The following is a 13,318-nucleotide window of genomic DNA, read 5'->3' as shown; positions in this document are numbered from 1 at the left end:
ACAATTACTTTTCAAACTCTCTCAGTCTTGCTAGATCTTCATCTTCTTCGATAAGTTCAGCAAAAAATCCAGATTCATCCTCACGAAGTACATGTTCAAGCTCTTCTTTCGCCTCTGCATTTCTATTTAATAACGCTAAATAACAAGCATGATCATATCTTGCTAACAGATCACTCGTATCCATTGTTACTACTTCACTTGTTATTTTTTCTGCCTTTATCGTTTGGCCGGCACTATGATATGAAGATGCTAATGAGAGAAGAATTGCCGTATCATTTGGATGATGTATAGAAGCATCTTCTAATAACTGAATTGCCTCTTCATATCTCTCTTGACTTTGGTATATTTCTCCTAAAGCAAGGAATCCTCTACTTACAAACGGTGTTTTCTCCGTTAATTGTAAGCATATTTTTTCTGCTTTTCCTTCTTCCCCAACTTTCAAGAATACTTGCGCTTGTATAAGAAGCGTATCATAATCATCCGGTAGCTCTCGAACTAATTGCTTCATTAACTCTACAGCATCTTGTAACAAATCTTCGTCCTCACACTCAATGAAAAGATTTACAAGTTGCTTCGCTACCTCATAATCCCATTTATTTTCTAACGATGTTTGCAGAACATCTATCGCTTCTTTATTCATCGATACATTTTCGTAAAATAATCCAAATCGTTGTGCTGCCATACTATTTTTTGGATTTAACTTTAATGAGATTTCATATAACTCAATAATTGTTGTAACCATTGAAATTTCTTTTGCCCGGTTTTTCATACGATAAAAAGCTCTCGTAAATATAGATTTTTTCGGTTGTTCATTTTGTTGACGTTCAATCCATCTTTCCGTAACCGCAGCTGCTGCACACATGAATGCTGTACTTCTTTCTGCTTTTTTCACTTTTAATGTATGAAGAAAATCCCGGATGTTAGACAATTTCTTATGTTGTTCTACCGCTTTTACATAAACATCAAATATACGTTCATTATTTACATCTTTTTGTATTACTTTCATTGCAACTTCAATCGCTTTTGCATCTCTTTTTTTCACTAATACTTTTACATAATGATATAGAACTTCTGCATGCTCACTATCTAATTGTAGCGCTTCTTCAATCTGTGCTTGTTCTTTATCTATTTCATCCATCGCTCCATACACATACGCAATCGCATCTAAGCGCCATATTTCGGGTACTTCGCCTGCTAGATGTTCTAATTCCTTTAGCAACTCTTCTTGAAGATTTATTTCTACTGAAAGCTGTGCCAAATATTCCATATTTATATACAAAGGCTCTTCTTTCATCGCCTGAACCATATGAATTTGTTCTTTGAAACGCTCTTCTTCTTTTTCGTATATTTCTGCTAGTTGTAAATGTACACCTAAAAAGTTTTCATCAAGCTCTAAACATGTTTCATACGCTTGTTTTGCTTCTGTCAATTGTCCTAATGCCATAAGTGTTTCACCAATTCGGTAATATGGCAATGCCGTTTTCTTTTGTTCTATTGCTTTATTATATCTTTTCATCGCTTGGCCATACTGTCCAATAGATTCATGTAAAATACCTGCATAACAACTGTATTCACTTACTTCATTTCTTTCTTTTTGTAACGTTCTTAAGAATGCTATACCTCGTTGTACAAATACAGTTCCTTTAATTCGATTCACATATTCATCTAACGCACTTGCTACATTATATTCACTCTGCTTTATACCACTCTCTAACTTAGACAATGCTACTTTAAACCCATCTTCATTTCCACCAAGTTCAACCTCTGCATCCCATAAAACCATTCCTGCATTCATAAGGAAATCTTGGCTCTTTTCAATTTGTGTTTCGAGACCAAGAATATATTCTTTCGCTTCATCATATCGCTCTTTTGCCATATAAACTTGCGTAAGTCCGAAATGAGAATAAACATCTTCATTATCTTCTTCTAAAGCACGCTTATATAATGTTTCTGCTTCTTCCAGACTATCATTTTGAAAATGATAATCACCTAATCTTACATATAGAGACGCCTTATCATCACAATTCTCAATACCTTTTAATAAAATTTCTTTTGTGCTTTTCTCATCCTTCAAATCAGATTCATAGATCTCTGAAAGTTTCGTATAAATGTAAGGCGCATTACTATCTAACTGAATCGCCACTTTAAGTCCTTTTATCGCTAAATGTAATTTCCCTAATTGATGCGCACATCTCGCTCGTTCATACCATACATGCGCCTCATTTTTATATTCTCTTAACAAATTATTAAAGATTTCATATGCTTCTTCATATCTTTCTAAATCTATTAATATTAAACCGTGATTCGTTAAAGTGAACCTTTCTGGACTACGTTCTACAGCTACTTGAGAAAACTGCAACGCATTTTCAGATTGATCGATATACATATAAGATAACGCAAGGAAACTCCAGGCGATCGGCTGATCTGCGTCCAATTGTAATGAGGAACGAAAACTTGTAATCGCTTCTATATAACTTTCCTGTTCAAATGCATATCTTCCATTTATCAAATGATATAAAGCACGATTATTTTTCTTCTCAACATTTGCCAGCATTTGCTCAGCTTTCTCCATTTCTTGAAGACGAATAAAGCACTGTGCACCATGCAATTTAACAAAATCCGAGTTCGGAAACTTTTCCATTAACTTTTCTATACAATATAAAATAAATTCTTTATCTACTTCAACATCTAAATGTTTCATCGTATATAACCACGTATTCCGATTATCACTCGTCTCTTTTAAAAATTGTACTAAGTTATTAATTCCCTCTTTATCTTGTTCATCTAAATGATCTGTAAGAGAGAAAATGGATTTAAAATAATGATTCTCTTCTTCACTTAAAAATGCTAGTTTTTCCTTCTTTTCTTTCGGAACAAACGTGATCGCCAAACAACCTGTATAACGATATTTCTCTTGCAATTTACTATATTCCACAAGAACTGGTTCTATAAAGTTTGGATCTTGAACATAAAAAGCTTGTAACGTATCATCATATCCTGATAGCACTTGCACATGTGAAGCATGTTCGATGTCTATACTTAATAAAACGGGGATCTTTCGGTCGAGTAATATCTTATAAATTTCCTCATTCCCTTTAAAATAACGATATTCATAGCCTAACTCTTCAATATAAGAGACCGTATCGGAAAACTTTGAGCCTGTCATATCAAAAATAAACTCTGCTATTTCATCTTGTGTACGTTTTTCTCCCCATAGCTGCAACATCATTTCTAAACTTGTCGGAACACAATAATTATCCTTTTGTACAATTGGAACTATCGGCAGGTGAACCTTTTTTCCATCTGGATTTTTTTCTAAATTATGATATAAAGAGCCTTTTAAACTTTTTTCTTCTTTTAATAACTGTTGTAAATCTACAAGTTTATTCATTTTGTACAACGCTTCTGCACGTAAATGTACAAAGTAAGTTTCATAAGCATGATAAGGAAGCGTACTATTAATATTATCTATTACCTCTAACATCTCTTCATATTTCGCTAAATCTAATAAATACTTTACCTTTTCAAAATGAAAATATGGTACTTGTGGAAACTTTACAATCGCATCATCAATTAACTGTAATGCATGTTTTTGTTCCCCTTTATTCGCATATAACTGTGATAATAAGTAGGTAGATAGTTCTTCACAATCTTTATGCTGCTTTCCAGCTAAAAATTGTTCTTCTGCTTTCTCCCATTCACCTGTATGCATATAGACGTAGCCCCATTTATCAAAGACCGCACTTGTACTGTACTCCTCTGCTTTTTGCATATAAATGAGCGCTTCTTCATTTCGTTTCATTTCTAATAAACATCGTACTAAAGTAAAATATGTTTTCGCTAAAAAATCGTCATCTATTTCTTCTTTATCTGCCTCTTCTAAAGAGTCTTTTAACAACTGTTCTGCTTCAAGGATTTTTCGCTCATCAATTAACTCATCACAATATAAAGAGAGCGTTCTCATATTTGGGAATTTTTTATAAGCGTAGCGAATGAGGAATGAACTGTATTGGTGCATAAGCCCTTCATCAGTAAGGCGAATTAATATATCAAACTCCTTATGTGAAGGAATATTAGCAAGCCAAGTCTTCACATAGGATAAAGTATTCGTTTCTTTTATATATGAAATTTCATTATTTATTTCCTGTAATCCATCTACAAATCTCTTGTCTTTTAAACAAGCTTCTAACTGCTTAAAATCTAGCATGCATTCACCTCGAATATTTATTTAAACTGCTACTTGCTTAGATTTTACACATCATATTGTAGGTATTCAACTAAAATCTCCTATAATGGATAGTATTATTTAATATTATTCGAATTTATAACAAAATATAGTAAAAATGATTGTTTTTCTTCGTATTTTGTTTAATTATATGGAATAGCGTGAATTGAGGATCTTATCTTTTCAAGGCCAAAATCAGTACATGAAATTATATCGGCGATAATTCAAATATATCAGCGATTATACGGTGAATATCGACTTATCGATAAAAAATGTCAATCCTCAATAAATTGCTACCTTTTAACATTCTATGTCACCAAATGTAATTTTCATATTCGGAGCATATACTAAAGATGAATGTATATGGAGCGCTTTAAAAAATCGTAGTTCTGCTTCATATTGAGCTAATGCTTCATCATATGTTAATCTTCTTATCATTAAACGTTCTATAAATTGCTGTTTATCACCCGGGTTGTCCGCAATCCCCTCTTCTCTTAATGAATGATACAAACTGTGTTTATCATTGTGATGCATACTAGAGTCTAAAAAGTTCACTTTATCGCTCACTCTACACTCAATATTTTTCACACCTAATTTACTTAAATACATCGGTATTTTCATGCCAATATTTCCATCTTTACCGTTTCTCTGCGCGTCTTTTTCAAATAACTTCTGCAAAGCACCTAGTTTAATAATTTCCGATTGATTCTCTCCATCTAAGACATATGAAGACATATTTGAAATCCAATGTGGTTCAAAACAGATTATTTTACCACCTTTTTTAATTGCATGTATCATTTTTAGAGTATTCATATGTAATAGGAAAGCATGACAGATTGCTATATCGTATTTATCGTTCAATTCAATTTCTGTAGCATCCCCCTCAATAAATTCTGATTCATATGGAAGTAGATGAAACAACTCTCTCGCTTCAGCAAGTAATGTTTCTCCACTATCAATGCCTGTATACTTTGAACCTTCTGGAAGTAACGGCATTAATACTAAGCCTAAATAACCATATCCACAACCGAAATCAACGATATGTACGGGCTTATTAATCTTCCAAACTGAATTTACTAAAAAACTTACATAATCGTCGTTGTAATATAAATCTCTTGTATTTTTTAAATATGTTAGTTTACTGTTCCAGTCGTATGTTTCCAAACCTAACGCCTCCTTATATAACATTACAATTCTCCATTTAATAAAGACATTCCTATACTTTAAAGAAAAGTTAAGTTTAGTTTTAAAAAAATGAAACTTTTGCTTATACCTTTCCTATAAATATAAAAAAGGTATACATATCTACTATGATACGTACACCTTTTTATGTTACATCTCCTCAGGTGCCTCCACCCCAAGCAAACGTAATCCCTCTTTTAATACAACCGTCACAGCATAAACTAATGCCAGTCTGCTGTCTTTCTCTTTACTCTCTTCCAATATACGCACATTTCCATAATATTTATTGAACGATTGTGCTACATCTAATACGTATTTCGAAATGATTGATGGCTCATTTTTGTTGAAGGCTGCTTCAATTACTTGTCGGAACTTATTCAGTAATTTTACGACGCTCCAGCTATGATCATCTTTTAATGCAAACGTACACGTTTCAAATTCTACACTTTCTTTTCTTAAAATAGAGCAAGCACGCGCATGTGTGTACTGTACATATGGTCCTGTTTCTCCTTCGAATTTCAGCATATTTTCTAATGAGAATTCGATATTATGCATACGCTCATTTTTCAAATCGTGGAAGATGACTGCTCCTACACCGACTTGCTTTGCTACTTCTTCTTTCTGTTTTAAGTTTGGGTTTTTCTCTTCAATATTTTGTTTTGCAAGGTCTATTACTTCCTCAAGTACTTCTTCAAGTAAAACAACTCTTCCTTTACGTGTCGACATTTTCTTACCGTCTTTTAAAATGAACCCAAACGGTACATGTTCCATGCCGTCAACCCAATTGTAGCCAAGCTTTTTTAATACAGTGAAAAATTGATTGAAGTGTAAACTTTGTTCCAGGCCAACTACATATAGGGCTTTATCAAATGCATAAGTGTTTTGACGATATAACGCTGCCGTTAAGTCACGTGTTGCGTAAATAGTCGCACCATCTGATTTTCTAATTAAGCAAGGCGGCATTCCCTCTTCTTCTAAATTAACGACTAATGCGCCTTCTGACTCTTCAAGCAACTCATGCTCCTCTAAAATCCCAATGAAATCTTCCATTAAGTTATTATAAAAAGCTTCTCCTTGAAAATTAGTAAATTCTACACCGAGAAGTTCATAAATTCGAGAAAATTCTTTTAAGGATTCGTGACGGAACCAATTCCAAAGCTCAACAGCTTCTTCATCACCTTCTTCTAATTTCTTAAACCAAGCACGCCCTTCTTCTTCTAGTTCTTCGTCGTCTTTTACCTCTTCATGGAATTGAACGTATAACTTAAATAATTCACGGATTGGATCCTCTTTAACTACTGCTTCATTTCCCCATTTTTTATAAGCAGTAATTAACTTTCCAAACTGTGTTCCCCAATCCCCAATATAATTAATTCCTACAACTTCATAGCCACATTTTTCAGCGATATGTTTCAGTGAATTTCCAATCATTGTAGAACGTAAATGCCCCATCGAAAAAGGTTTTGCAATATTTGGAGATGAGTAATCAATAACTACTGTTTTTTCACATCCAAAGTAATTTTGACCGTATTCTTCTTTCTTAGCTAAAATCGTTTTTAATACAGCATCACTTACAGTTTCACGATTGAAAAATACATTTACATAAGGACCAACAGCCTCTACTTTCGTAAAGAACGGATCATTTACTTTCTCCGCAATTTCCTTTGCGATAATAGCTGGTGATTTTTTATATTGCTTCGCTAGTGAAAAACATGGGAACGCTGCATCTCCGAATTCATCTTGTTTCGGTGTTTCGATTAAATCTAAAATTTGATTTTGCGTTAATTCATTTACAAAAATATTTGATAAACTTTTCGCAAACTGTGTTTTATATTCCATACTACAACCTCCTTATTTTTTTAAACACAAAAAACTCGTCTCTATATAAGAGACGAGTTTTAACCCGTGGTACCACCCTTGTTGTTCATTACGAACCACTTTCCCGTTTATAACGAGGACAGGGGACCTCGGCTTACTCTACTATTCGTTCAAGAAGCGTCTCCGAAGTGCGCTTCATCTTTTTCTTCCGCACTAGGCTCACACCATCCCTAGCTCGCTTTCCTTCTGAAAAAGACTACTCTCTTCATCACAGACAGTATATTTAATTAATTATTGCTTATTATACATCTTTTCAAACAATTAGCAAGGGTCAATTACGCCAAAATGAAACTTTGCACTTTTTCTTTTGTATACGTGAAAATTGTGTTTTTCAAATCTAGTACTACGGAAATGGTCTTTCAGAACAATACGCTTTCTCGCCACACGCTTCGCTTCCGCAATTGTTTCATCAGTAATATCATGATACAAAGCGAAGTGTTTTAATCCTTTAATTCCATCTGATTCTATGACAGTTTCTTCAAACATCGGATCAAGGTAAACAACGTCATAACTATTATCCTCACATTGCGTTAAAAAAGCGAAATGCTCTGTTTGCTTTACATGGATTCTTTGCATTGCCTTATCGATTTCAGCAACTGATGAAGACCATGTTTGCAAACCTTTTTCCATTATGTAAGCCATATATTCGTTACCTTCAAGTCCTGTTACCTTTCCACTTTCACCAACAATATAGCTAGCTACAATACTATCTGATGCCATGCCGAGCGTACAATCTAACACCGTCATTCCGCTCTCTAATTTAGCAGCTTGTACAAACGGATCGTGCTCTCCGCGCATTAACCTTTTCACACGAAACATTGCTGAGTTTGGATGAAAGAAAAACGACTCTTCCGTACCTTCAGGGTAAATAGCTAATCGGTTCTTCCCTACGACAAGCACATCTTGTTCATATTTCTCATGCAGTTTGTGCACAGGTATATCATTACGTATAACGAAAGAACTATTTAATTCTGTCGCTATTTTTTTTGCATAAGATGTCATTTCTTTATTTGTTCGTCCTGCTGTTGTTACTAGCATTATTTCACCTCTATATAAAGAAAAGAGGGAGATTTACTCTCCCCCTTCTTTAGCAATTCTTTTCGAAAGCTTGTTCTAAGTTCGTAATAATTTCGTCCATAGTTGCACCTTCAATTTCATGACGGTGAATGAAGTGAACAACTTCTTTTCCTTTTAATAATGCCATAGATGGTGAAGATGGAGGGATTTCTCCGAAGTATTCACGCATTTTTGCAGTAGCATCTTTATCTTGACCTGCAAATACAGTTACAAGATGATCAGGTTGTTTTTCAGCACGAACAACTGCTTGACCTGCTGATGGACGCGCTAAACCAGCTGCACATCCACAAACTGAGTTTACAACTACTAATGTTGTACCTGATGCATTCTCCATAAATTCTGTAACAGCTTCTTCTGTAGTTAACTCTTCAAATCCAGAACGCACTAATTCTTGGCGCATTGGAATTACCATTTGACGCATGTATTCTTCATAAGCATTTGACATCTTGTATCTCTCCTTCAACTTTCATTCCAAATTCATCATATCACGCTCTATTAATAGGTGCAAAAGAAAGATAGTGACGTTTTCATTTTTTTGAAGGGATTTCACAAACCCCACCGCGGCAATGTCCAACTGGGACAAGTTTTCTATTGTTAGCGATATAATCGTATACTTTGCTTCCAAATCCAAGTACGATAGATAATTTTATAAAAGGCACTGCAAACCAATAAGATGGAACAGCCTTCGCTAATACGTTTATGCTATGAATTCCGTCATACCATTTATTATTTTTAAAAATATACATCCTTTGCTCCATCTTACTTTGTAGTTCTTGAGAAAGATCATACTTCTTAACTACATCATCATCTCGAAATGAAACAAATGTCATTTTACCCTTTTTATCTAATTTCTTCGTACGCTCTGCCACTGCAGTACACATCGGACACCAACTATCATAGAAAACAATCATATATTATTCCCCTTTACGAGATTCCGTCATTTGTTTCCATACAGAACCTTTCGCTTCTTCGCCGCCTTCAATACGCTCTAATGCAAGACGAGCTTGCATCGCTACTTCAAACTCTGGATCATCTTGCGCTGCTTTTAATGCCGGAATCGCACTTTCATCTCCAAGTTCAAATAAGAACATAGCTGCACGCCAGCGTACTAATTTACTTGGGTCTTTCAGCGATTTAATCATAACGAACATCGCTGCTGGGTCACCTACGTCTGATAAGCAATCCCCTGCAGTACGACGAACACTTACTGAACGATCTAATAACGCTTTATATAATAACGGTAATACTTCATCACCTTTTACCATACCTAAATAAGCTGTTGCTATGCGGCGGATAGATACTTTTTCATCGTCTAACGCCATTTTCAACACTAGAATATCCTCTTCAGTAGGATCCATTTGCTCTAAAGCTGCAAAACGATTTTTCCAGTCAGAATCTTTCATCATCTCTTCTGTTACTTTATATGGCTCACGCTTTTGAATCGTTACTTCAACTGCCCCAGCCTGATCTAATAATTCTTTAACTGTTTCATTTACACGTTCTTCTGAATAAGCAGCAACAATTTCTTCTACTACTTCTTTCCCTATTTCTTCAAAATTACCGTAACGTGTACTTTGCTCTACCCATTTACGCTCTTTCACAACGTTAGGTGCAGACATTTGCACTTTCATGATTGATTCTTTAAAACGATCAGGTAAACCAACACGCTCTTCCGTCGTTCCATCTGTTAACTTCACTTGCATCGGAATTGTAAAGAACATTTGAATAAATACTTTCACTTCTCCAAAGTGAGAAAGTTGCTGTTCTTCGCTTTCTTCTACTACTTCTTCACCGAAAACGGCACGAACTTGTTGTAATAAAACTTTCCAATCATACTTCGCATTACGCTCGACTGCTAAAAAGTCTGCTACATGATACACACCTTTAATGCCTTCAATTTTCAAAATTTCTTGCACTTGTACTGGTGCTTGTTCTTTATTTTCATTTGTATAATTATTACGCGCTCCTGATGGTAATACTTCATTCAAAATAACTTTCATTGTATTTGGACTTGGCGTCGGTTCAATTGCTTTAATCTTCACGTAAAAAACTCTCCTTTATTGCGTGTTCTTAGCTGTATTGTAACATGTTATCACTCTATACTCCTACTCGGATGCTTAATTTTACTACTTTCTTCCCGCTACCATACTATTTCATTTTTTACATTTCAAATTAGGAACGAAATTTTAAAACCGTTCGCTTCCGATAGGTTTTATTTTAAGGAGGGAATTTGTTCTCTTTGCCCTACATAAAAAGAGGTATCTATATCCTAGTTAGATCATTCATTTTAAAGTGAAGTGCAGTTAATAAATAAAGCTCTGGAGGATACTACTAAGAAAGAAGAACGATTTATATATAAAAACGTTCATACGAATGCGCTCTGAGGGACTTGTTGGTGGAGAATTGATTTCTGAAGACATTTTGATTGTGGATATTCCGAAAGATGAATTAATGGAATTGCTTAGAGTGATAGAAAGAAAAAAGGCGAACCCTTTATGAAATTAAGAGGTTCGCCTTTTTTGTTACGGTAATTCCATATTATGTCAAATATATTTGTGTATGATATACATCATCATGGTGTTAGCAAGCAAAAGTATATTCTTCATTTCTGAAAACAGTAGATGGAAGATTGTGACCTTCTGAGTCCGCTAAGAAAGAATACACAAGAACATCCTCAACATCATCTTTATTTCCTCTAATGATAACGTCAAGAAAATCTTCTATATGGAATTCTGGAGTAAACAACACAATCTTAGATGTTCTGTTTGGTCCTAAAGAAACAATAGTACGAGAGATTTCAACTAATTCATTTTGCGTTGGGAAAAAAGTGTTTGGACTTCTCTTAACAATTACCGTTACATTACTAGTATGGCAGCGTGAATCATTGTTTAACATAATATTGAGAGCAGTTGGAATAATACCATTCTCAGAAACCGGAACTCGAAAAACCCCAGTAGATTTATGAGCCATATAATCACATCCTTTCAAAATAAAATATTCTTAACAATATAGTAGATGCAAGAAAAGTTCATTTTGATAGGGACAAATTATGTGATTAATATGCACATAATTATCTTCAATATTAATAAATCAATGATTCAAAAGATTAACAAGTACCGTGAAAAATGTGGAATAGAACCAATCTAATAATCCCACTTCAATGAGTAACCATTTCCAGAGGAATCTTTCAATATTCAGTATAAAAAATTTTAAATTTATAATTTTCGTTAGCGTATTTTTCTTCAAAATTGCTGACAGTACCCCTTCTTTAAATTTATTAAAATACTTTCCACAATTTTTTCCGAAGCTATTACTTAAAATCCCCTTTTATTACGATGCCCCCTTCCTCCTTCTCTCCAAAAAGGTAATACTCTCAATCACAACTTCAGTTCTATATATTTTCTTTCCTTTTACATCATCGTAATTATTCGTATGAATACGCCCTGTAATTCCAACAAGTGATCCCTTCGTACAATATTCTGTTACATTTTCAGCTGCTCTTCGCCAAACGACACAATTTATAAAATCTGCTTGTTGTTCACCTAAACTATTTCGAAATCCTCTATTCACTGCAACACATATTCGTGCATAAGCGACGCCTTGTTTTGTGTAGTATAATTCTGGATCCTTTGTCAATCTACCGATTAATACAACTCGATTCATCATAAGTTATACCACCTCGCATGTTTTTCTTCATTGTAAAGAAAAATGTGTGAAGGGTAAAAAGGATAAAATTATATATTTCTAAAGTAAAAAGGATTACTTTGCATATAAAAAAGCAAAAAAGAAACCCTACATATTATGAACATGTAAGGTTTCAAGATATATTATATTTCACTGCAAGAGATGTAATACCCTCCGCGAGCCATCTTTATTTCAGCGCTAAACAATGCATCGTCTAAGTAGAATGTAATCGGTTTAACTTTACCCTCAAATTTTAGTAGTTCATTACATTCAGCTGCATACCCTTCAATGGCTGAAATAATGCATTCTGCTGACGGATATGTTAAAGCATCATCTAGTTCTATGAAAAAACTTTTAGAAAATAGTTTTTTCATAATCCCTTTCTTCTCTTTCATCATATTCCATCCCCTTCCATTCAAACTTCTAACATCCACATTATACCATTCATTCAATTTATCTTTGAAAATAAAAAAATCCTGCACATTTCATGCAGGATTTTTTCATTAGTCATTTTTCGTAAAGTAAGAAACGAAACGAAGAATTTCTAAGTATAACCATACTAGAGTCATCATTAGACCCATTGCACTGTACCATTCCATATATTTTGGAGCTTGGCTACGTGCACCGCTTTCGATTAAATCGAAATCTAGTAATAAATTTAATGCAGCAACTACAATAACAACCGCACTAATGATAATACCGATTGTACCGCCCTGGTGAATATATGGAACAGTTACACCGAACATATTTAATAAGAATACGATTAAATACATAACCATAATTCCCATTGTCGCTGCAATTACACCCGTACGGAATTTATCAGTTACCTTTACAACGCGTGTTGCATATAAAACTAACATTGCAAATAGAATTGAAATTGTAAGTAATACAGCGTTTAAAACGATAGAATCGCCAAATTTCATTGTATAAACTGCTGAAATACTTCCTAATACAACTCCTTCTACCGCCGCATAAATTGGCGCCCCAATTGGTGCCATTCGCGGGAAGAAGATAGATGCAAATGCGATGATTGCCGCAATTACTAATGCACCAATTAACACTGGCATTTTCATCGTACCCTGCATCATCTGTATGTATGAATAGACAGACGTTGCAAGTAGCAAGATAAGCATGATAAACGTTTTGCCTACTGTTCCGCCAATAGTCATCGCAGAAGCGCTTGCTCCCTCTTTACGAAATGCCTCTTTTTTCAACATTGGATTAGATGTTCTCATTTTTTCCCTCCTAAAATAGGTTCTACCAATAGTGTAA

Annotated in this window: 11 protein-coding genes and 1 other annotated feature; all 11 genes read right to left on the bottom strand. The window is 34.4% G+C overall.

Features of this window, described 5'->3' with window-relative positions; all coding sequences use genetic code 11:
* Nucleotides 1-4 precede the first annotated feature (4 nt).
* Nucleotides 5-4,207, bottom strand: a complete 4,203-nt coding sequence (locus tag MHB70_RS09705) for a bacteriocin-processing peptidase family protein (RefSeq protein WP_000883822.1) — start codon at nucleotides 4,205-4,207, stop codon at nucleotides 5-7.
* Between the two features lie 318 nt (nucleotides 4,208-4,525).
* Nucleotides 4,526-5,413 (bottom strand): class I SAM-dependent methyltransferase, encoded by an 888-nt coding sequence (locus MHB70_RS09700; protein WP_154698702.1) that lies wholly within the window; start codon nucleotides 5,411-5,413, stop codon nucleotides 4,526-4,528.
* A gap of 144 nt (nucleotides 5,414-5,557) precedes the next feature.
* Nucleotides 5,558-7,246 (bottom strand): arginine--tRNA ligase, encoded by a 1,689-nt coding sequence (gene argS, locus MHB70_RS09695; RefSeq protein WP_053446425.1) that lies wholly within the window; start codon nucleotides 7,244-7,246, stop codon nucleotides 5,558-5,560.
* A 45-nt stretch (nucleotides 7,247-7,291) separates the two neighbouring features.
* Nucleotides 7,292-7,506, bottom strand: a binding site (T-box leader).
* A gap of 40 nt (nucleotides 7,507-7,546) precedes the next feature.
* Nucleotides 7,547-8,323 carry a class I SAM-dependent methyltransferase gene (locus tag MHB70_RS09690; protein ID WP_061529929.1) on the bottom strand — a complete coding sequence of 259 codons (777 nt, stop codon included), beginning with the start codon at nucleotides 8,321-8,323 and terminating at the stop codon, nucleotides 7,547-7,549.
* 49 nt (nucleotides 8,324-8,372) lie between these two features.
* Nucleotides 8,373-8,807 (bottom strand): BrxA/BrxB family bacilliredoxin, encoded by a 435-nt coding sequence (locus tag MHB70_RS09685; protein WP_000063703.1) that lies wholly within the window; start codon nucleotides 8,805-8,807, stop codon nucleotides 8,373-8,375.
* 82 nt (nucleotides 8,808-8,889) lie between these two features.
* Entirely contained in the window at nucleotides 8,890-9,273 is a 384-nt protein-coding gene (locus MHB70_RS09680; protein ID WP_000634894.1) for a thiol-disulfide oxidoreductase DCC family protein, read from the bottom strand.
* 3 nt (nucleotides 9,274-9,276) lie between these two features.
* Nucleotides 9,277-10,404, bottom strand: coding sequence for a conserved virulence factor C family protein (locus MHB70_RS09675; RefSeq protein WP_000692595.1), 1,128 nt, complete (start codon nucleotides 10,402-10,404; stop codon nucleotides 9,277-9,279).
* Nucleotides 10,405-10,942: 538 nt separating this feature from the next.
* Nucleotides 10,943-11,332: a hypothetical protein gene (locus MHB70_RS09670; RefSeq protein WP_000940649.1), complete on the bottom strand. Its 390-nt coding sequence runs from the start codon at nucleotides 11,330-11,332 to the stop codon at nucleotides 10,943-10,945.
* Nucleotides 11,333-11,692: 360 nt separating this feature from the next.
* Nucleotides 11,693-12,028 (bottom strand): single-stranded DNA-binding protein, encoded by a 336-nt coding sequence (locus tag MHB70_RS09665; RefSeq protein ID WP_053446426.1) that lies wholly within the window; start codon nucleotides 12,026-12,028, stop codon nucleotides 11,693-11,695.
* Nucleotides 12,029-12,189: 161 nt separating this feature from the next.
* Nucleotides 12,190-12,444 (bottom strand): DUF4318 domain-containing protein, encoded by a 255-nt coding sequence (locus tag MHB70_RS09660; protein WP_053446427.1) that lies wholly within the window; start codon nucleotides 12,442-12,444, stop codon nucleotides 12,190-12,192.
* Nucleotides 12,445-12,549: 105 nt separating this feature from the next.
* Nucleotides 12,550-13,281 carry a Bax inhibitor-1/YccA family protein gene (locus MHB70_RS09655; protein WP_001260657.1) on the bottom strand — a complete coding sequence of 244 codons (732 nt, stop codon included), beginning with the start codon at nucleotides 13,279-13,281 and terminating at the stop codon, nucleotides 12,550-12,552.
* Nucleotides 13,282-13,318: the final 37 nt, after the last annotated feature.

The organism is Bacillus sp. FSL M7-1020, assembly GCF_038050415.1.
GTDB classification, from domain to species: Bacteria; Bacillota; Bacilli; order Bacillales; family Bacillaceae_G; genus Bacillus_A; species Bacillus_A toyonensis.
Note: the sequence above shows the minus strand (reverse complement) of the source record. Positions and strands in the feature narration are given on the sequence as shown.

Bases quoted from the DNA above. Each gene is read 5' to 3' on its own strand.
- MHB70_RS09705 (WP_000883822.1), bottom strand. From the start codon at position 4,207: ATGCTAGATTTTAAGCAGTTAGAAGCTTGTTTAAAAGACAAGAGATTT.
- MHB70_RS09700 (WP_154698702.1), bottom strand. From the start codon at position 5,413: ATGTTATATAAGGAGGCGTTAGGTTTGGAAACATACGACTGGAACAGT.
- argS (WP_053446425.1), bottom strand. From the start codon at position 7,246: ATGGAATATAAAACACAGTTTGCGAAAAGTTTATCAAATATTTTTGTA.
- MHB70_RS09690 (WP_061529929.1), bottom strand. From the start codon at position 8,323: ATGCTAGTAACAACAGCAGGACGAACAAATAAAGAAATGACATCTTAT.
- MHB70_RS09685 (WP_000063703.1), bottom strand. From the start codon at position 8,807: ATGTCAAATGCTTATGAAGAATACATGCGTCAAATGGTAATTCCAATG.
- MHB70_RS09680 (WP_000634894.1), bottom strand. From the start codon at position 9,273: ATGATTGTTTTCTATGATAGTTGGTGTCCGATGTGTACTGCAGTGGCA.
- MHB70_RS09670 (WP_000940649.1), bottom strand. From the start codon at position 11,332: ATGGCTCATAAATCTACTGGGGTTTTTCGAGTTCCGGTTTCTGAGAAT.
- MHB70_RS09665 (WP_053446426.1), bottom strand. From the start codon at position 12,028: ATGATGAATCGAGTTGTATTAATCGGTAGATTGACAAAGGATCCAGAA.
- MHB70_RS09660 (WP_053446427.1), bottom strand. From the start codon at position 12,444: ATGATGAAAGAGAAGAAAGGGATTATGAAAAAACTATTTTCTAAAAGT.
- MHB70_RS09655 (WP_001260657.1), bottom strand. From the start codon at position 13,281: ATGAGAACATCTAATCCAATGTTGAAAAAAGAGGCATTTCGTAAAGAG.